The 19,924-nt window shown below is 52.5% G+C and carries 19 protein-coding genes; 11 read left to right on the top strand and 8 right to left on the bottom strand.

Annotated elements, in window-relative coordinates:
* The first annotated feature begins 639 nt into the window (after nucleotides 1-639).
* From ACUTSU_RS02820 to oppF, 6 genes are all read left to right on the top strand, one after another.
* Nucleotides 640-2,277 (top strand): ABC transporter substrate-binding protein, encoded by a 1,638-nt coding sequence (locus tag ACUTSU_RS02820; protein ID WP_445653740.1) that lies wholly within the window; start codon nucleotides 640-642, stop codon nucleotides 2,275-2,277.
* A gap of 153 nt (nucleotides 2,278-2,430) precedes the next feature.
* Nucleotides 2,431-4,068 carry an oligopeptide ABC transporter substrate-binding protein OppA gene (gene oppA, locus ACUTSU_RS02815; protein WP_445650707.1) on the top strand — a complete coding sequence of 546 codons (1,638 nt, stop codon included), beginning with the start codon at nucleotides 2,431-2,433 and terminating at the stop codon, nucleotides 4,066-4,068.
* Between the two features lie 129 nt (nucleotides 4,069-4,197).
* Entirely contained in the window at nucleotides 4,198-5,118 is a 921-nt protein-coding gene (gene oppB / locus ACUTSU_RS02810; protein WP_445653739.1) for an oligopeptide ABC transporter permease OppB, read from the top strand.
* Between the two features lie 14 nt (nucleotides 5,119-5,132).
* Nucleotides 5,133-6,041: an oligopeptide ABC transporter permease OppC gene (gene oppC, locus ACUTSU_RS02805; RefSeq protein WP_020827184.1), complete on the top strand. Its 909-nt coding sequence runs from the start codon at nucleotides 5,133-5,135 to the stop codon at nucleotides 6,039-6,041.
* A gap of 11 nt (nucleotides 6,042-6,052) precedes the next feature.
* Nucleotides 6,053-7,069, top strand: a complete 1,017-nt coding sequence (locus ACUTSU_RS02800) for an ABC transporter ATP-binding protein (protein WP_445650709.1) — start codon at nucleotides 6,053-6,055, stop codon at nucleotides 7,067-7,069.
* Nucleotides 7,066-8,067 carry a murein tripeptide/oligopeptide ABC transporter ATP binding protein OppF gene (oppF, locus tag ACUTSU_RS02795; RefSeq protein WP_012145423.1) on the top strand — a complete coding sequence of 334 codons (1,002 nt, stop codon included), beginning with the start codon at nucleotides 7,066-7,068 and terminating at the stop codon, nucleotides 8,065-8,067. Before ACUTSU_RS02800 ends, oppF begins: the two co-directional genes overlap by 4 nt.
* A gap of 65 nt (nucleotides 8,068-8,132) precedes the next feature.
* Here the strand turns inward: oppF and ACUTSU_RS02790 are convergent, their stop codons facing one another.
* Both ACUTSU_RS02790 and cls read right to left on the bottom strand, forming a co-directional pair.
* Entirely contained in the window at nucleotides 8,133-8,456 is a 324-nt protein-coding gene (locus ACUTSU_RS02790) for an HI1450 family dsDNA-mimic protein (RefSeq protein WP_004945300.1), read from the bottom strand.
* 56 nt (nucleotides 8,457-8,512) lie between these two features.
* Nucleotides 8,513-9,973 carry a cardiolipin synthase gene (cls, locus tag ACUTSU_RS02785; protein ID WP_012145416.1) on the bottom strand — a complete coding sequence of 487 codons (1,461 nt, stop codon included), beginning with the start codon at nucleotides 9,971-9,973 and terminating at the stop codon, nucleotides 8,513-8,515.
* Between the two features lie 252 nt (nucleotides 9,974-10,225).
* On the opposite strand from cls, the gene ACUTSU_RS02780 reads away from it, so the two are divergent.
* Nucleotides 10,226-10,402 (top strand): YciY family protein, encoded by a 177-nt coding sequence (locus tag ACUTSU_RS02780; protein WP_071593055.1) that lies wholly within the window; start codon nucleotides 10,226-10,228, stop codon nucleotides 10,400-10,402.
* A 158-nt stretch (nucleotides 10,403-10,560) separates the two neighbouring features.
* On the opposite strand, the gene ACUTSU_RS02775 is transcribed toward ACUTSU_RS02780, so the two are convergent.
* Nucleotides 10,561-11,052 carry a Dps family protein gene (locus ACUTSU_RS02775; RefSeq protein ID WP_445650710.1) on the bottom strand — a complete coding sequence of 164 codons (492 nt, stop codon included), beginning with the start codon at nucleotides 11,050-11,052 and terminating at the stop codon, nucleotides 10,561-10,563.
* 196 nt (nucleotides 11,053-11,248) lie between these two features.
* Complete coding sequence (locus ACUTSU_RS02770; RefSeq protein ID WP_445653738.1) at nucleotides 11,249-12,721, bottom strand: MFS transporter; 1,473 nt, start codon at nucleotides 12,719-12,721, stop codon at nucleotides 11,249-11,251.
* A gap of 122 nt (nucleotides 12,722-12,843) precedes the next feature.
* Between ACUTSU_RS02770 and ACUTSU_RS02765 the strand changes: the two genes are divergently transcribed.
* Nucleotides 12,844-13,389 carry a TetR family transcriptional regulator gene (locus ACUTSU_RS02765; protein WP_445650712.1) on the top strand — a complete coding sequence of 182 codons (546 nt, stop codon included), beginning with the start codon at nucleotides 12,844-12,846 and terminating at the stop codon, nucleotides 13,387-13,389.
* Between the two features lie 164 nt (nucleotides 13,390-13,553).
* Here the strand turns inward: ACUTSU_RS02765 and ACUTSU_RS02760 are convergent, their stop codons facing one another.
* The gene (locus ACUTSU_RS02760; RefSeq protein WP_445650713.1) at nucleotides 13,554-13,850 is read right to left on the bottom strand and encodes a YciI family protein; all 297 of its coding nucleotides are present in this window, start codon (nucleotides 13,848-13,850) and stop codon (nucleotides 13,554-13,556) included.
* Nucleotides 13,851-14,031: 181 nt separating this feature from the next.
* Here ACUTSU_RS02760 and ACUTSU_RS02755 point away from each other — a divergent pair, with 181 nt between their 5' ends.
* Nucleotides 14,032-14,685, top strand: a complete 654-nt coding sequence (locus ACUTSU_RS02755; protein WP_445650714.1) for an epoxyqueuosine reductase QueH — start codon at nucleotides 14,032-14,034, stop codon at nucleotides 14,683-14,685.
* Between the two features lie 394 nt (nucleotides 14,686-15,079).
* Nucleotides 15,080-15,820, top strand: coding sequence for a TonB system transport protein TonB (gene tonB / locus ACUTSU_RS02750; RefSeq protein WP_445650716.1), 741 nt, complete (start codon nucleotides 15,080-15,082; stop codon nucleotides 15,818-15,820).
* A 68-nt stretch (nucleotides 15,821-15,888) separates the two neighbouring features.
* Here the strand turns inward: tonB and yciA are convergent, their stop codons facing one another.
* Nucleotides 15,889-16,317, bottom strand: coding sequence for an acyl-CoA thioester hydrolase YciA (gene yciA, locus ACUTSU_RS02745; RefSeq protein WP_445650717.1), 429 nt, complete (start codon nucleotides 16,315-16,317; stop codon nucleotides 15,889-15,891).
* A gap of 75 nt (nucleotides 16,318-16,392) precedes the next feature.
* The gene (locus ACUTSU_RS02740) at nucleotides 16,393-16,932 is read right to left on the bottom strand and encodes a septation protein A (protein ID WP_135316807.1); all 540 of its coding nucleotides are present in this window, start codon (nucleotides 16,930-16,932) and stop codon (nucleotides 16,393-16,395) included.
* A 234-nt stretch (nucleotides 16,933-17,166) separates the two neighbouring features.
* Here ACUTSU_RS02740 and ACUTSU_RS02735 point away from each other — a divergent pair, with 234 nt between their 5' ends.
* Entirely contained in the window at nucleotides 17,167-18,870 is a 1,704-nt protein-coding gene (locus ACUTSU_RS02735) for a SulP family inorganic anion transporter (RefSeq protein ID WP_445653737.1), read from the top strand.
* 46 nt (nucleotides 18,871-18,916) lie between these two features.
* Here ACUTSU_RS02735 and ACUTSU_RS02730 read toward each other — a convergent pair whose 3' ends face one another.
* Nucleotides 18,917-19,669: a YciC family protein gene (locus ACUTSU_RS02730; protein ID WP_012145402.1), complete on the bottom strand. Its 753-nt coding sequence runs from the start codon at nucleotides 19,667-19,669 to the stop codon at nucleotides 18,917-18,919.
* Nucleotides 19,670-19,924: the final 255 nt, after the last annotated feature.

The following is a 19,924-nucleotide window of genomic DNA, read 5'->3' as shown; positions in this document are numbered from 1 at the left end:
AAATAAAAACTATTATTAACTCGCATTAATATAGTGCGAAATATGAATGAATTTTCTTCACTTGCACCATAATGTGGCATAAATCTCAACTTGTTGCTCAATAAAAGCTCTAAGCGTTGTTTTTACCCCTTATCTTCCTCACTTTCTGCCCTTTTTTGCCTCCCGGATATCAAATTTGTTGTTAATTTAATCACATCATTCTGTAGGGCTTGTCTCGCTTTCATCCAGGTGTTATTAGTGATTAACCGCACATAAGCAGGTGTTTGTTCTTTGAACGACGTCTTTGTTAAATGAATGTTTCTTTATCTGGTGTGTGGGTTCGCTGCGTACGGCTTTGATAGTGCCAATTTCAATTTTAATGATTAAAATCAATTGGTTGATTTGAGGATTCGTTACCCCTTCGTCAGGGGGACAAAACCCGCCTGGTGCAATAAAAGAGAATTGCTTAACATTTCTGTAAAAATTATTGGCTATGGAAATTGCCTTCTGCTAATTTCCGAGCAACTTTCTACGCGTAATTAATGGTCTCGCGTCGACAAAGTGGGAATGATTTTTGCTGGTGTCTGTTTATTTAGAATTCTTATAAATACTTCACGAATATCGATAAGCAATGCTTGTTGGTGAAAAGGAGCCTCGACCATGCAGCAAACCCTAAAGTACACTCCATTGGCTATGTTGATTGCCGGCTTGCTGAGTATCAGCGCTGTTTATTCTGTTCAGGCGGCTGATGTTCCGACCGGGGTGCAATTGGCAGAGCAGCAGAAAATTGTCATTAACAACGGCTCGGAAGTGGCTTCATTGGATCCGCACAAGGTTGAAGGCATACCGGAAAGCAATATTATTCTGAACCTGCTGGAAGGACTGGTCAGCACTGACGCTAATGGCCACGTGGTCGCGGCTGCGGCGATCAATTGGGAAAACCAGGATTTTATAACCTGGACTTTCCACCTACGTCCCGACGCAGTTTGGAGTGACGGATCGCCAGTTACCGCGCAGGATTTTGTCTACAGTTGGCAGCGCCTGGCCGATCCGAAAATTGGCTCACCTTATGCCAGCTACCTGCAGTACGCCAAAGTTGAAAATATCGACGCCATTCTGACAGGCAAGCAAAGCCCGCAAACGCTCGGGATTAAAGCTGTCGATGATAAAACGTTGCAGGTCACGCTGAGCGAGCCGGTGCCGTATTTTATCAGTATGCTGAGCCACACTTCATTGAAACCGGTAAAACGCTCGGTGGTTGAGAAGTTTGGTGACAAGTGGACGCTGCCGGCAAACTATGTCGGTAATGGTGCCTATCGCTTGAAAGATTGGGTGGTGAATGAGCGCATTGTGCTTGAACGCAGCCCGAGTTACTGGAACAACAAGAAAACGGTTATCGATCAGGCCACTTTCCTGCCGATTTCCTCAGAGGTCAGTGACGTCAACCGCTTCCGCAGCGGTGAAATCGATATCACCAACAGCGCCATCCCGCCGAACCTGTTTGCGAAAATGAAAAGCGAGATCCCTGAGCAATTGCACGTTAACCCTTACCTGTGCACCTTTTATTACGAGATTAACAACCAGCGCGCACCTTTTACCGATGCCCGAGTGCGAGCTGCAGTGAAACTGACGTTGGATCGCGACATCATTGCCAACAAGATCATGGGGCAGGGGCAGATCCCGGCCTACAGCTTTACCCCGAGCTTTACCGAAGGTGCCAAATTCACGACGCCGGAATGGGCAGGGTGGAGCCAGGAGCAACGCAATGCCGAGGCGAAAAAACTGTTGGCCGAGGCAGGCTTCAGCGCGACTAAACCGCTGAAGTTTACATTGCTGTACAACACTTCAGATCAAAATAAACAACAGGCGATCGCTGCCGCGTCAATGTGGAAGAAAAACCTCGGCGCGGATGTCACGCTGCGCAATCAGGAGTGGAAAACCTCGCTGGAAAGCCGCCATCAGGGGCAGTACGACGTGGCACGGGCCACCTGGTGCGGGGACTATAACGAGCCCAGCGCTTTCCTGAATCTGGTTGTCTCCAATAGCAGTATCAATACCATTTTCTACAAGAGCCCGGCGTTTGACTCCCTGATGGCCAGCACGCTAAAAGCGCCGGACGAGGCTGCGCGTGCTGCCCTTTATCAGCAGGCGGAGGCTCAGTTGGATAAAGACTCGGCGTTAATCCCGGTGTATTACCGCGTCAGTGCACGCCTGATCAAACCGTCGGTGGGGGGCTTCACCGGTAAAGACCCTCTGGATTACACCGATGTGAAAAACCTGTACATCATCAAGCAGTAACGAGGGGTATTACGCCACGCCAACAGGGGTGAGTAATACAAGGGAGTCCGCCTGCCGTATTCGTTCAACGGCAGCCGGTATAACAAGGTCCGCTCACGGGGCAACACAGGCTCTTTGATGAGCCTGTGATAATAAAAACTGGAGTATACACACATGACCAACATCACGAAAAAAACCATCCTTGCGGCCGGCATCATTGCCGCGCTGGGTATCACAGCAACCGGAAGTGCTTTTGCGGCCGTTGTGCCGGCGGGCGTACAACTGGCAGAGAAGCAAGTGCTGGTACGAAACAACGGTGCAGAAGTGCAGTCGTTGGATCCACATAAAATTGAAGGGGTGCCAGAGTCCAATGTTTCGCGTGACTTGCTCGAAGGCCTGACCATCAACGATCAAAACGGTGCTATCGTCCCTGGCGTGGCAGAAAGCTGGGATAACAAAGATTTCAAAGTCTGGACCTTCCACCTGCGTAAAAATGCCAAGTGGTCGAATGGCGATCCGGTAACGGCGCAAGATTTCGTGTATAGCTGGCAGCGCCTGGCAGATCCTAAAACGGCATCGCCTTATGCCAGCTATGTACAATATGCACATATCACCAATATCGATGACATCATCGTCGGTAAACAAAAACCTGATGCCCTCGGCGTGAAAGCGATTGATGATCATACCTTCGAAGTGACGCTCAGCGAGCCGGTACCTTACCTGCCGAAACTGTTGGCACACCCATCCATGTCGCCGGTAAATAAAACCGCAGTAGAAAAATTTGGCGAGAAATGGACCCAGCCGCAGAACTTCGTGGCTAATGGTGCTTACAAATTGAAAGGTTGGACGGTGAACGAACGTATTGTCCTGGAGCGTAACCCGGAATACTGGGATAACGCGAAAACCATCATTAATCAGGTGTCCTACCTGCCAATCTCTTCGGAAGTGACTGACGTTAACCGTTACCGCACCGGCGAAATCGACATGACCTATAACAACATGCCGATCGAGCTGTTCCAGAAACTGAAGAAAGAGATCCCGACTGAAGTTCATGTCGACCCGTATCTGTGTACCTATTACTACGAAATCAACAACCAGAAATCACCGTTGACTGATGTGCGTGTGCGTACCGCCCTGAAATTGGGCATGGACCGCGACATTATCGTCAATAAAGTGAAAAACCAGGGCGACCTCGCGGCCTACGGTTACACCCCACCTTATACCGATGGTGCCAAACTGACGCCGCCAGAGTGGTTTGGCTGGACACAGGACAAACGTAACGAAGAAGCGAAGAAACTGCTGACCGAAGCGGGTTATGGCCCAGGTAAGCCGTTGACACTGAACCTGCTGTACAACACTTCGGATCTGCATAAGAAGCTGGCGATCGCCGCTGCCTCTATCTGGAAGAAAAATCTGGGTGTGGATGTGAAACTGGTGAATCAAGAGTGGAAAACCTTCTTGGATACCCGCCACCAAGGTAACTTTGATATCGCGCGTGCCGGCTGGTGTGCGGATTATAACGAACCTTCCTCTTTCCTGAACACTATGCTGTCCGACAGCAGCAACAATACTGCACACTATAAGAGCGCAGAATTCGACAAGCTGATCGGCGATACGCTGAAAGCCAAAACTGACGAAGAACGTGCAGCCCTGTACCAAAAGGCCGAAGTGCAACTGGATAAAGATTCAGCCATCGTACCGGTTTATTACTATGTGAACGCTCGTCTGGTGAAACCTTACGTTGGCGGTTATACCGGTAAAGACCCGCTGGATAATATCCACGTTAAAGATCTTTATATTATCAAACATTGATTTTAATGGCGGGGCGCTGCGGCGCTTCGTCACTGATCGACTGATAATGATAAAGCTGATGTAAAGGCTAGAAATCTGTCGCCGATGTGTATATCGACGGCCAGCAGATTCATGGAACAGGTACGGGCAATGTTAAAATTTATTCTACGCCGCTGTCTGGAAGCGATTCCGACGCTGTTTATTCTGATCACCATTTCATTCTTTATGATGCGCTTGGCACCGGGCAGTCCATTTACCGGCGAGCGTGCATTACCGCCTGAAGTGATGGCCAACATTGAGGCGAAGTATCACCTCAACGATCCTATCTACAAACAATACTTCAATTATTTGGGGCAGCTTGCGCAGGGCGATTTCGGCCCGTCGTTCAAATACAAGGATTACTCGGTTAACGATCTGGTCGCCGCTTCATTCCCGGTATCCGCCAAACTCGGCCTTGCCGCATTCTTGTTGGCGGTCGTCTTGGGGGTTAGTGCCGGGGTAGTGGCTGCACTGAATCAAAATACCAAATGGGATTATACGGTGATGGGCTTTGCCATGACCGGGGTGGTGATACCCAGTTTCGTGGTGGCGCCGTTACTGGTATTGATTTTCGCCATCACGCTGAAATGGTTACCTGGCGGTGGTTGGAACGGTGGCGCGCCGAAGTTTATTATCTTGCCGATGGTGGCGTTGTCACTGGCCTATATCGCCAGTATCGCCCGTATCACGCGTGGCTCGATGATTGAAGTGCTGCATTCAAACTTTATCCGTACCGCGCGCGCCAAGGGTTTGCCTATGCGCCGCATTATATTGCGCCATGCGTTGAAGCCTGCGTTATTGCCCGTGCTTTCCTATATGGGCCCGGCGTTTGTCGGCATCATCACGGGGTCAATGGTTATCGAAACCATTTACGGCCTGCCGGGTATCGGCCAGCTGTTTGTTAACGGCGCGCTTAACCGCGACTACTCTTTGGTATTGAGTCTGACCATTCTGGTTGGCGCTCTGACTATCCTGTTTAACGCGATCGTCGACGTGCTGTACGCCGTTATCGATCCAAAAATTCGTTATTAAGCTGGAGCACGCAAATGATGTTGACGAAAAAGAACAGCGAGGCTCTGGAGAACTTCAGCGAGAAGCTCGAAGTGGAAGGACGCAGCCTGTGGCAGGATGCCCGTCGCCGCTTTGTGCACAACCGGGCGGCGCTCAGCAGCCTGTTCGTATTGGCTTTGATTACTCTGTTTGTGATTGCGGCGCCGTGGCTGTCGCAGTTTGCCTATGACGATACCGATTGGGCGATGATGTCGGCCGCGCCAAGTCTCGAATCGGCGCACTACTTCGGCACGGACTCATCGGGGCGCGATCTGTTGGTGCGCGTGGCAATTGGCGGGCGTATCTCGTTGATGGTTGGCGTTTCCGCTGCGCTGGTGGCGGTCATCGTCGGCACCCTGTACGGTGCAATGTCGGGTTATCTGGGCGGTAAAATTGACTCGGTCATGATGCGCTTGCTGGAGATCCTCAACTCCTTCCCGTTTATGTTCTTCGTGATCCTGCTGGTGACCTTCTTTGGTCAAAACATTCTGCTGATCTTTGTGGCGATCGGCATGGTGTCCTGGCTCGACATGGCGCGTATCGTGCGTGGCCAAACCCTGAGCCTGAAACGCAAAGAGTTTATCGAAGCGGCGTTGGTATGCGGGGTTTCCAGCCGCAATATCGTACTGCGTCACATCGTGCCGAACGTGCTCGGCGTGGTGGTGGTATACGCTTCATTACTGGTGCCGAGCATGATCCTGTTCGAATCCTTCCTTAGCTTCCTGGGGTTGGGTACCCAGGAGCCGTTAAGCAGCTGGGGTGCATTGCTGAGCGATGGCGCCAACTCGATGGAAGTTTCACCGTGGTTGCTGCTGTTCCCGGCGGGTTTCCTGGTTGTCACTCTGTTTTGTTTCAACTTTATCGGCGATGGTCTGCGTGACGCCCTCGACCCGAAAGATCGTTAAGGAGTGCAATCATGAGCACCATTGAAAATCCGCAGTTGCAAACCAGCACCGCCGCTAAATCGCCGTTGTTGCTGGATGTCAAAGATTTGCGCGTGACCTTCGGTACTCCGGACGGTGATGTGACGGCCGTTAACGACCTGAACTTTGACCTGCGCGCCGGCGAAACGCTGGGGATCGTGGGGGAATCTGGCTCCGGTAAATCCCAGACCGCTTTCGCGCTGATGGGGCTGTTGGCCAGCAATGGCCGTATTGGCGGCTCAGCCAAATTTAATGGCCGTGAAATCCTCAACCTGCCGGAAAAACAGCTCAACAAGCTGCGGGCAGAAGAGATTTCGATGATCTTCCAGGACCCAATGACTTCGCTCAACCCTTATATGCGCGTTGGCGAGCAGTTAATGGAAGTGCTGATGCAGCACAAGAAAATGAGCAAAGGCGAAGCCTTTGAAGAGTCGGTTCGCATGCTCGATGCGGTTAAAATGCCGGAAGCGCGTAAACGCATGCGTATGTACCCGCATGAGTTTTCCGGCGGTATGCGCCAGCGTGTAATGATTGCCATGGCGCTGCTATGCCGGCCGAAGCTGCTGATTGCTGATGAGCCTACCACTGCATTGGACGTGACGGTTCAGGCGCAGATTATGACGTTGCTCAATGAGCTTAAGCGCGAGTTCAATACGGCCATTATTATGATCACTCACGACCTGGGTGTTGTGGCCGGTATCTGTAACAAAGTGCTGGTGATGTACGCCGGGCGTACCATGGAATACGGCAGCGCGCGTGACGTGTTCTATCACCCAAGCCATCCTTATTCCATCGGTTTGCTGAGTGCGGTACCGCGCCTGGACGCCGAAGGTGAGGCGCTGATGACCATTCCAGGTAACCCGCCGAACCTGTTGCGCCTGCCGAAAGGCTGCCCGTTCCAGCCGCGTTGTGCGTACGCAATGCCGCAATGTTCTAGCGCTCCGCCATTGGAGCAGTTTGGTGAAGGGCGCTTGCGTGCCTGCTTTAAACCGGTGGAGGCGTTGGTATGAGTACGGTAACCGACAAGAAAGTTCTGCTTGAAGTGGCCGATTTGAAAGTGCACTTTGACATTCATGATGACAAGCAGTGGTTCTGGCAGCCGCCGAAAACGCTGAAGGCCGTTGACGGCGTGACGTTGCGCTTGTTCGAAGGGGAAACTCTGGGTGTGGTGGGTGAGTCTGGTTGTGGTAAGTCAACCTTCGCCCGCGCCATCATCGGTTTGGTGAAGGCCACCAGCGGGCGCGTCGCCTGGCTGGGTAAAGACCTACTCGGTATGAGTGACGTTGACTGGCGCAAAACCCGTAGTGATATCCAGATGATCTTCCAGGATCCGTTGGCTTCGCTGAACCCGCGCATGACCATTGGTGAAATCATTGCCGAGCCACTGCGCACCTATTACCCAAAAATGCCGCGTCAGGAAGTGAAGGACAAGGTCAAGGCGATGATGCTGAAGGTTGGCCTGCTGCCAAACCTGATCAACCGCTATCCGCATGAGTTCTCCGGCGGTCAGTGTCAGCGCATCGGCATTGCCCGTGCCCTGATCCTGGAGCCGAAACTGGTGATTTGCGATGAACCGGTTTCGGCACTGGACGTGTCGATTCAGGCTCAGGTGGTGAACCTGTTGCAGCAACTGCAGCGCGAAATGGGCCTGTCGCTGATATTTATCGCCCATGACCTGGCGGTGGTAAAACATATTTCTGACCGCGTGCTGGTGATGTATTTGGGTCATGCGGTGGAATTGGGCACCTATGACGAGGTGTATCACAACCCTCAGCACCCTTATACCAAAGCGTTGATGTCAGCGGTGCCAATCCCGGATCCGGATAAGGAAAAGGACAAACAGATCCAACTGCTGGAAGGGGAACTGCCTTCGCCAATTAACCCGCCATCCGGCTGCGTGTTCCGCACCCGTTGCCCGATTGCCGGGCCGGAATGTGCCAAGACGCGTCCGTTGCTGGAGGGCAGCTTCCGCCATGCGGTTTCTTGTCTGAAGGTCGATCCGCTGTAACCGGTGTTTTTCGCCAACAAAAAACCCGCCAAAAATTGGCGGGTTTTTTTATGCCTTACGGCCGCTTACTCTTTCCACAGAATGTGGCAAAGCTTGTGGTCTTTCTCACGGCACAACAACACGCGGGCAAACACGTCGTTGATCGGTTCTCCATCGCTATCCGCCAGGCCAATCACCACTTCGGCGAAAAAGTCAGGGTTCAGGTCAAAGTCCACATGTTCCGACCAGTCTTCCGCCGGGTCATACAACTCTGCGCCGCCACGCTCCTCAAACTGCAGGTTGAACAGCAGAATATCCGCCGGATCCAGATTGTCGCCAGCCAACTCCAAAAAGATGTCGTAAGCCTGTTCCAGCGTTTCGTCTTCAGTAAGGCGGTTATTCAAATCCATAATTAAATCCCGATAACAAATGATTTGGCATTATTAAAGCATGCTCGCTACGGCATTTATAGCAGCGGGCTGAAAAAGTAGAACAGGCGCTCAACAATACGGTGCCAGAACGGCCGTTTCTGCCACTCTGCGGCATTCAGTAACTGCGAACGAGCAATATAGTCGTCCTGCACGCAGGCCAGATCGCTGCCGAAACCGTCATCGTCGATCACCAGAGTTATTTCAAAGTTCAGCCACAGGCTGCGCATGTCCAGATTCACCGTGCCGACCAGGCTGAGCTGGCCATCAACCAGTACGCTTTTGGTATGCAGCAGGCCGTCTTCAAACTGATAGATGCGCACGCCAGCCTCCAGAAGTTCGGAGAAGAATGAGCGGCTGGCCCAACGGACCATGGTTGAATCGTTGTCACGCGGGACAATGATGCTGACTTCAACCCCGCGCAGGGCGGCGGTACAAATCGCATGCAGCAAATCGTCGCTGGGTACGAAGTAGGGGGTAGTCATGATCAGCTGTTCACGTGCTGAGTAAACCGCGGTCAGCAACGCCTGGTGGATCATTTCTTCCGGGAAACCCGGGCCTGAGGCGATAACCTGGATGGTGTGGCCGCTTTCCTGTTCAAACGGCATGATATTGACGTCCGGCGGCGGCGGCAGGATCCGTTTACCGGTTTCAATCTCCCAGTCACAGGCATATACGATGCCCATGGTACTGGCGACCGGGCCTTCCATGCGGGCCATCAGGTCGATCCACTGACCGACACCGGCGTCCTGTTTGAAATAACGTGGGTCAACCATGTTCATACTGCCGGTGTAGGCAATATAGTTGTCAATCAGCACCACTTTACGGTGCTGACGCAAATCCATTCGGCGCAGGAATACGCGGAACAGATTTACCTTGAGCGCCTCCACCACCTCGATACCCGCATTGCGCATCATGCCAGGATAGGGGCTACGGAAGAATTGCAAACTACCGGCAGAGTCCAGCATCAGGCGGCAATGTACGCCACGGCGCGCAGCGGCCATCAGCGATTCGGCCACCTGATCGACCAACCCGCCGGGCTGCCAGATGTAAAACACCATCTCAATATTATGACGTGCCAGCTCAATATCACGGATCAGCGCTTTCAGCGTTGCGTCGGTAGTAGTGAGCAATTGAAGTTGGTTGCCCTTAACGCCATCGATGCCCTGACGGCGATCGCACAGTTGGAACAGGGGTCTGGCGACCTCGCTGTAATCGGTGGCGAAGATGCGCTGGCTCTCTTTTAATTCGCTCAGCCAGCGTGCGGTAGAAGGCCACATTGCCTTGGCGCGTTCGGCCCGGCGTTTGCCCAGATGCAATTCACCAAAAGATAAATAAGCCACAATACCGAACAGCGGCAGGATATAGATCACCAGCAGCCAGGCCATAGCGGAAGGTACGGCGCGGCGTTTCATCAGAATACGCAATGTCACACCAGCGATAAGCAGCCAGTAACCGAACACCATGAGCCAACTGATTACGGTATAAAATGTTGTCATAAAGGCGAAAAATCCCGTTCGCAAACCACCAACGATGAGTGTACGCACAGAACGCTAAAGGGGAAACCTTTTCTCGGCGCTTATGTTGCAAAAATATGATTGGCTTAAGGCACTTGCTGTAAACAAAAAAACATTTTGGCTGGGAGAGAAGGTCGCCCAGTCTGATTAAAATAGACGGCACTGTGGCTTGGATCCTGTAATGAAAGGACTATAATGCCCGCCGTTGGCATTTGACGAATGAGTGACAAAACGATGAGACGCAGTAGAAACGAGGTGGGTCGCTGGCGGATGCTGCGGCAGAGTCAGCGCCGCAGGCATCGCTGGTTGGAACGCCAGTCTTGCAGCAATCGGCATATTATTCGGGTGCGCCGTCGCCTGGATGACCAGCACCGGCGTTCATTGCTGTTTGTGGTGGCCTACGAGTGGTAAAACAAAAACAGTCCCCAAGGGGACTGTTTCAGACTGATGACAAACCTCATTCCTGCCCAGAGCGAGTAGAGGCCGATAAACAAAAATCAGGAAAATCAATTTATTGATTTTCGGCTGCTCACCACAAAGAAGGAAAACCCGGCTTTGGCTGCAGGGGGTTATTTCCCCAGATAGGCGTTAAGCATCCACACCTGTTTTTCCTGCTCTTTGATGTAGTCACTCATCAGGGAAGCGGTGCCTTCGTCCCCCGCATCGGCGGCCAGAGTCAACAGGTCACGCTGCTGTTGCAGCAGCACCGAATAGCCGTGCAGCAAACCACCCAGCGTGCCTTTATCGTTGGTGACATTAGTGTCTTCCTTGATATCCGAAGTTTTCAGATAATCGCTAAAGGCATGACGCGGTTGCGACCCCAGAGTCAGAATACGTTCTGCCAACTCATCAACCTTGGTTAACAGATCGTTATAGGTTTCTTCAAATTTGACGTGCAGTTCAAAGAAATGCGGGCCGGAAATGTTCCAGTGGTAGCCGCGCACATTCATATACAACACCTGATAATTTGCCAGCAGCGCATTCAACGCTTCCGATAGTTTTGCCGCTTGTTTGCTGTCCAGGCCGATATGGTTTTTCGCTGTTTTCTTCGTCGTTGCCATAATAATCTTCTCCTGATTATTTGATTCGATGATTTACACAATATCCATAACAAACACAGTAACCGGATTTATCGCAGGGTTAAAGACGTTCCAAAGCATCAATGCAATCGCTGAAACCAATAACGATAAATCCGATAAGCAAATTGCCCATTAAGTTTAAGCACAATGCGTTAACAACAACAGCGGCTTGGTATCATTACTTGCGTAAGACCATTTTTGCCACGCCGGCACTTAGCGTCATCAGTAATGCCGCCGCAATCAGCACCACGATAAATGCGCGGTCGAAAGCCAGCCGGGCGAGTTGCCTCATTTGTTCAGCCTGATCGACAGCCAGATTGGCGGCCAGCCGTAGGGCTTCATCAATGCTGTCGTAGGCGACGTTGCCCGCCGGCAGACTGTCAGGTAACACCAGGCTGTGGCTATAGATAGCGGTCATCAACCCACCCAGCAAGGTAATACCGAGCACGCCACCCAGCTCATAGGACACGTCCTCGATCGAGGCAGCCATACCGGATTTTTCTTCCGGAGCATTGAGCATGATGGCGGTCGACGCGGCGGTTATGGCACCACCGATGCCAAAACCGGCGATAAACAGACAAACCAACTGCGACATCAGGCTGTTCTGGTAAAGCAGGGCCAGCCCGGCGATGCCCAGGCCGGTCAGGAACAATCCACCGAATATCATTTTGCGCTCGCCGTAGCGCGGCAGCAGTAAACCGGCCAGCGGGCCAGCCAGTGCGGACGCCACCGGAATTGGCAGAATAAACAGCGCGGCCTGTAATGGACTCAACCCAAGCACCAGTTGCAGGCGTTGAGTCAGTACCAGCTCCACACCGACTAGCACAATCATCGACACCAGCGCCACGCCGACACCGCCGGCAAACAACCGATTCTGGAATAACGAGAAGTCGATCATCGGGTAGCGCGCCTGACGCTGTCGACGAACAAACAACCAGAGCGACAAAACGCCGATGGCGGCGGCGATCACCAGCGCAGAAAGGGAGGGCATTGCCTTGCTCAGCTCTTTCAGTGCATAGATACTGCCCACCAGACCGGCCATGATCTGCACTGACCCGATGATATCGTAAGGGCTTTTATTTTCCCCACCGCAGTGTGGTATCAATCGCCAGGCCAGCGGCAGCACCACCATGACGACAGGGACGTTGATCAAAAATACCGATCCCCACCAGAAATACTCCAGCAAGACTCCACCGACCACCGGGCCGATAGCGGCACCACCGGAAGCGACCGCAGCCCAAATGCCAATCGCCAGGGCGCGTTCGCGTTCGTCAGTAAACACATGGCGGACAATGGACAGGGTAGCCGGCATCATCATCGCCGCACCTACCGCGAGAAATACGCGGGCGGCGATCAGCCATTGGGCTGAAGGAGAAAAGGCCGCACAAAGGGACGCGACGGCAAACACCGGTAATCCGGCCATAAACAGCCGTTTATGACCAATGCGATCGCTCAGCATACCCGCACCGGGCAGTAAACCGGCGACCACTAGCGGGTAGGCATTCACAATCCATAATTTTTGTGAGGCGCTGGCGTCCAGCGCCTGGGTCAGCCGTGGCAATGCGGTGTATAGCACCGTCATATCGATAATGATCAAAAATAGCGCGCTGGAGATCATTGCCAGGATCAACCAGCGGTTGTTTGCGTGCATAATATTATTCCAAAAAAGCAGGCGACGCGGATGCGTTGCTATAAGGTCACCCCCCGAACGTGCCGGGTGGTATACTGGTGTAATATATATCCATACGTATGTATTTAAAAGAGGGTTTCTCAATGGGACGGCAACGGAGCATCGATCGCGACAAGGTTCTGGATATGGCCGAGGAGATTGTCGCCAGGCAGGGTGCGGCCGGGTTGACCATTGATTCTGTCGCCAAGGCGATGGGGATTTCCAAGGGCGGGGTGCAGTATTGCTTTGGCAGCAAAGACGCGTTAATTGATGCGATGTTCGAACGCTGGGGTAAGGTCTATGACCGGGTATTTGATGCTATTGCCGGGGAAACCCCCTCGGCCACAACGACAGTGCAGGCACATATGCAGGCCACCCGAAGCTCCGATCAGGCATCCAGCGCCAAGGCTGCAGGGCTGATGGCAACCTTGATCCAAACGCCAGAGCATCTGGACAGCACGCGAGAGTGGTACCACAGTCGGATCGCCGGTCTGGATTTAACCACCGAGGAGGGCAAACGGGCGCGGTTGGCTTTTCTGGCTACCGAAGGGGCATTTATGTTGCGTTTCTTTGGCCTGATGGAGATAAATCAAGCGGAATGGGATGCCATGTTTGCGGATATGCAGACGCTGATTCTGGCGAAAAAATAGTTCACCTATCACAGCGATAGCTGGCAGACCGGCAAGCGAAGAGTGTAACTTTATCTAACAATATATGCCCTCGAAGAACCCTTTGGCCAGCCTCTCCGTGCTGGCTTTTTTTGTCTGGAATTAGCGGGAAGGTAACAATGCCTTACCCGCGTGTCGTGATTGAATTACAGCACTTGCTTAAAGGGTTTGATCGTCACCTCAGCATAAACGCCGGCGGCGACGTAGGGATCCTGCTCGGCCCAGGCTTGGGCCTCCGCCAATGAAGCGAACTCCGCAATCACCGTAGAACCACTGAATCCCGCACTGCCTGGGTCGTTGCTGTCGATGGCCGGATTGGGGCCTGCAATGACCAGGCGGCCTTCATCACGCAGTGCCTGCAAGCGTGCCAGGTGTGCCGGGCGTACCGACAGGCGATTTTCCAATGAATTGGGTACGTCTTGTGCGTAGATAAGATAAAGCATGTTTCACCTTTAAAATCATTGCTATAGAACGGTAAATCTAAAGTAGCGCAAAAGGGGATTCATGGGAATGCCTGGCCGCTGGAATTTGCCTGCGGCTGGCGCTTATACCTTGAAGCGACTAGCTTTTATTCGTATAGTGCGGCCGCGTGATTTAATGGGAAAAGGATTCAGCGGTGAGGAAATGACGGAACTGGTTAGAGATAAACTCGCGTTGCCTGAGGGCAAAAGCAAACTGCTGCTGCACTCTTGCTGTGCGCCCTGTTCCGGAGAGGTGATGGAAGCTATTCAGGCTTCTGGCATCGAATACGCCATTTTCTTCTATAACCCGAACATTCATCCGCAAAAAGAATATCTGCTGCGCAAGGATGAGAACATCCGTTTTGCCGAGCAGCATGGGGTGCCTATCATCGATGCCGATTACGATACCGATAACTGGTTTGCCCGTGCCAAAGGCATGGAGCACGAACCTGAGCGTGGGATCCGTTGCACCATGTGCTTCGACATGCGTTTTGAACGCACCGCGCTGTACGCGCATGAGCATGGCTACGACACCATATCCAGTTCGCTGGGAATTTCCCGCTGGAAGAATATGCAGCAAATCACCGACTGTGGCGTGCGCGCAGCGGAAAAATATCCAGATTTGGAGTATTGGGATTACAACTGGCGCAAAAAGGGCGGTGCCTCGCGGATGATTGAAATCAGTAAGCGTGAACGCTTTTATCAGCAGGAGTACTGCGGCTGCGTCTATTCGCTGCGTGACACTAATTTGCATCGTAAGGCGCAGGGCCGGCCGCTGATCAAACTGGGCGTGTTGTATTACGGCGATGAAGAATAATGCTGCATTGGTCAAAGATAACCCGCTACGGCGGGTTTAGGTTGCTGACAAAGCAGGAAAAAGCGTGGTTTTTCCTGCTTTGTGGTGAGCAGCCGAAAATCAATAAATTGATTTTCCTGATTTTTGTTTATCGGCCTCTACTCGCTCTGGGCAGGAATGAAGTTTGTCATCAGTCTGAACCCGCTACGGCGGGTTTTTTCGTTTTGGCCAGGTAAATCAAGTTAATGAAGCGTGTGAATGCTTCAGTAAATAGGCAAACGAAAGGTTAATATCACCATGAGCTTGCAGGTTTTAGCGATGAATAATGACGATTAGAGCGATAGTTTGCCATTCGTTATTGAATATGATTGCTATTTGCATTTAAACTTGGCGAACCAGAGGAAGCAGAATCATTATGTCGCTAAAAAAGATGTTCCTTAATCGCCGTTTGTCCGTGCCAATTATCCTGTCTGTTGGCTTACATAGCGCCCTGGTGGCGGGTCTGCTCTATGCTTCTGTCAAGGAGGTGATGGAGTTGCCGAAACCTGAAGATGCGCCGATCAGCGTCATGATGGTTAATACCGCCGCGATGGCAGAGCCGCCTCCTCCAGCACCGGCCGAACCTGAGCCAGAGCCGCAGGTAGAGCCAGAACCCGAGCCAGAACCGCTCCCAGAGCCACCGCCGAAGGCGATACTAAAACCTGAGCCGGTAAAACCCAAGCCCAAGCCAAAACCGAAACCGAAGGTCGAAAAAACGGTTAAGCGTGAACCACAGAAAACCGAGCCGCGTGAGCCGTCACCGTTTGAAAATAACCAGCCGGCCAAGCCTGTCGATAGGGCTCCGGTGAAGCAGGCGCCGTCAGCACCGGTTGCGGGCAATTCGCGAGATGTGACGCCGAGAGCGCTCAGCCGTCCCGACCCGATTTATCCGCCGCGTGCCAGGGCATTGCAGATTGAAGGCAATGTGCGGGTGCAGTTTGATGTCGACAGCGATGGTCGTGTGAGTAATGTGCGTATTCTGGCTGCAGAACCACGCAATATGTTCGAGCGAGAAGTGAAGCAGGCAATGCGTAAGTGGCGTTATGAAGCGAAGGAAGGGAAGAATCTCACCATGAATATCCGCTTTAAAATTAACGGTACCACTGAAATGAACTGATTGAAATCATTGCCAATAAAAAGGGTCGTCATTGATTAGGCGACCCTTTTTGCTGTTTGCATTCCGGCTTATTCTTCAAAACCCACGCGGAAGTTCATCTTGCCATCGGGCAGGGCGCGTGCATTACCTTCATCATCCACTGCAACATAGGTAAACACCGCTTCGGTTGCGCGGTAGCGCTGGCCGATAGGGGCCGAAGACACTTTTTTGACCCACACTTCAATATTGATGGTGATTGAGCTGCGCCCGGTGCGAATACAGTGCGCGTAGCAACATACCACGTCACCCACCGCGACCGGTTTCAGGAAGGTCATACCGTCCACTCGCACGGTGACGACGCGGCCTTCGGCAATTTCTTTCGCCTGAATAGCGCCGCCAATATCCATCTGCGACATCAGCCAGCCGCCAAAAATATCGCCGTTGGCGTTGGTATCTGCCGGCATCGCCAGCGTTCGCAGCACCATTTCGCCACTGGGTAAAGGTCGTTGTTGAGTCATAGATGTCTGCTTATCAAAGAAGGGATTTCACTATACTGCCCGTAGCAAAGGCTACGGGCATTAACAATTTTGTAACTATTTTTTCTGTTCTTCCGGCATGTGCCGATAAATATAAACGCCGCTGAGCAGGGTAAATACTAGCGTCAGCGCGGTCAGACCGAAGACTTTAAAGTTAACCCAAACGCTCTGGGGCAACCAGAAGGCAACGTAAATATTCGCCAGACCACAGGCCAGGAAAAATACTGCCCAGGCCAGGTTGAGGTTATTCCAGACTTTATCCGGCAACGTCAGCTCTTTGCCCAGCATGCGTTGAACCAACGGCTTTTTTAGCACCAGTTGGCTAATCAGCAGCGCCAGCGCGAACAGGCAGTAAATGATGGTCACTTTCCATTTGATAAACAAATCGTTATGGAACACCAGCGTCAAAGTGCCGAACACCAGCACCATCAGGAAGGTGATCAACGTCATCTTCTCAATTTTGCGGTATTTGAACCAGGTGAACACCAGCGCCAGCGCGGTAGCAACAATCAATGCGCCAGAGGCAACATAGATATCGTAAAGCTTATAAAAAGCGAAAAAGACAATTAACGGGAGGAAATCAAGAAACTGCTTCATAAATCAATCCATCATCTGTTCATCGGCCGACTATACCGGATTTGGCGGGCTCTGTGTACCGCTGGCAACTGCTGATTATCGGCGTTTGGCCGCCGGATTTCCGCCATGAAAGTAGGAATTTGCATAAACTTACGATTGAGATCCCCAGTTCGCGGCGGGCAGATTGCCAGCACGGCATTGGCATCGCATGATATGCGCAATAATAGCCGGATAATTTATAACGGAAAACAGTTTATGCAGTGGAAATCTCTCCTGGCGCTTACGCCCGGTTTGACGCATTTATTAGGGTATCAACGCAGCTGGCTCAAACCGGACATCCGCGCCGGGCTTTCTGTCGCCGCCGTGGCATTGCCGGTAGCGATTGCCTACGCCGAATTGGCCGGAGTCAGTCCGATAGTGGGGTTATATTCCTGTATTCTGCCAATGGTAGCCTACGCATTTTTTGGCTCATCACGCCAACTGATTGTGGGCCCGGATGCGGCGACCTGCGCGGTCATTGCCGCCGTCGTGACCCCATTGGCAGCGGGTAATATGGAACGCCATTGGCAATTGACCATTATGATGACTGCGATGATGGGCGCCTGGTGTCTGTTGGCCAGCCGCTTCAAGCTGGGTGCACTGGCTGACTTACTCTCACGGCCGATACTCAGCGGTTTACTGAATGGTGTGGCGATTACCATCATGGTCGATCAGATTGGCAAGGTGTTCGGATTTGGTGTGCATCCGGCGCAGTTGATCGAGCGTATTTATGCGTTGCCTGGCAACCTGATGCACAGTGATTGGCTGACGATGGCGGTCTCCTTACTGGCGCTGGTTACGCTGATCGGGTTTAAAAAATGGCGGCCCAACTGGCCGGCACCTTTATTTGCCATTGTTCTGGTCACTTTTGTTACCTGGGCTGGTGGGTTGCAACAGCATGGTGTGGTGACGGTCGGCGGGTTTAGTGATGTGTTGCCGATAGTGCAGTGGCCGGATTTTCAACCGGGTTTGCTGCGTGACATGGTGATCCCGGCGCTTAACTTGGCCGTGGTCAGCTTTGTCAGCATGATGCTGACCGCCCGAAGCTTTGCGGCGAAAAACGGCTATGAGGTGAATGCGGATGCCGAATTTCGTGCGCTCGGCCTGGCGAATATCGTCTCGGCGCTGTCGCAGGGGTTCGCCATCAGCGGGGCAGATTCGCGCACTGCGGTCAATGATGCCAACGGCGGCAAGAGCCAATTGGTGTCGATCATTGCGGCGGCGGTGATTGCCTTCGTACTGTTGTTCCTGATGGCACCGCTACAGTTTATTCCAGTCGCGGGGTTGGGCGTAGTGCTGATGTATGCCGCCTGGTCGCTGCTGGATATTCGTGGCATCTGGCTCATGCGGCGTCGCAATGCTCAAGCCTTCCGTCTGGCGATGTTTACCTTCCTTAGCGTACTGCTGGTGGGGGTGATCAGCGGTATTGGCCTGGCGGTTTTACTGGGCCTGATGCAGTTCCTGCGCACGGTGTTCCGCCCAACGGAACAACTGCTGGGCGTTAATGACGAAGGCATGATCCATTCGATGGGCAACAATAACGGCATTAAAGCGGTACCCGGTGTGATGATGTATCGCTTCAATTCGCCTCTGACCTATTTCAATGTGGCGTATTTCAAACGGCGGATCCTGAACCTGGTGGACAGCACACCGTTCCAGCCGCGTTGGGTAGTGGTGGACGCCGTTGCCAGCTTTACCCATGCTGATATCAGCGTACTGGCGGCCATCGATGAATTGAAACGTGATTTGTTACAGCGTAACGTGAAGTTGGTACTGGCAGGACGGCGAACCGAGCTGACGCGCTGGTTCCGCATCAATAGGTTGGGGCGCGATCGGGAGTTGATACTGGTGCCGGACTTGTACCTGGCGCTGAAGCTGATTCAAAGTAAGGAGCAGGCGGAACCTGCTGTGGCTCAATAAGCAAAAGGCACGCCGAAGCGTGCCTTTTGGATTTCTACCGCAAGATTTAGCTGCGCAGCAGCATATACAAACGGAACAGGTAAATCAGCAACAAGGCCGAAACCAGGTTGCTCAGGGCGGTCAGCACCACGCTGGCGACGTTCGGGGTAAGCACCGAAAGATGGCTCACCATAAACAGCACCAGCAGCTTGGCTGCCAGCCACAACATCATCGCCGGAACAATCACCCGCGCATTGGCGAACGCCAACTTGCAGCTCAGCTTAATCGAGGCGAACACGCCTTTCTTGTCGGTAGCGGTAATCACCGGTGCCAACGAGAAGGCGATCGCCATGATCACGCCCGGCACCACAAACAGCGTCAGGCCCAGCTGGATCAACAGCGTGCAGATAAACAGCAGCAGCAGTAAACGCGGCAGTTCCGGCGCGGAAGCACCGATAGCGCGCAGGGCGCTAATGCGCTGCCCCTGAGAAACCAGACGAATCAATGTCAGCATCCCGCCAACCAGCAACACGTTGCCCACTAATGCGGAAAAGGTGGCGGCGGCTGAAACCTTCAATAACACCATCTGTTGCTCAGGCGTCATTTGTTGAATGATTTCCTGGATCCCCATACCGGCGGATGCAGCAAAGTCACCTTCCGTTGCGCTCAGGATCTTCAACTGTTCGACGTCAGGGCTGAAAGCCTGGTTGAGCAGCACAGAAATGAACGCGGTCAACAGCGCCAGCATCAGGATACTGGTCAGTTGGTTACGGAAAAAATTAAAACTGTCACGGTACAACGTGTTGGCCGTGATAGGCATGCAGACTCCTTGGCATTGAGAAACAGAGATAAAGCAAAATCAGTGGGCGATTGTACCCTGTTCCAGGCCGCTGTGGCACCCCGCGAAGTGCACTGTGACGATTTCTTCTGCAATCGGCTTTATCGCCATCCTTTGCCACCTTTCAAGCTGTGTTCTTGAGCCTGAACATGCAGATAATTTGCAACAAAAGGCATTTTTTGATTCAGATCAATCCTTGATTTATTAGCCTCTTAGGTAGTCTTGTTTTTAGTAGAA

The sequence above is a fragment of the Serratia sp. NA_13 genome (assembly GCF_052691735.1).
The sequence above is the reverse complement of the archived record's forward strand: the minus strand, read 5'-3'. Positions and strand labels throughout refer to the sequence as shown.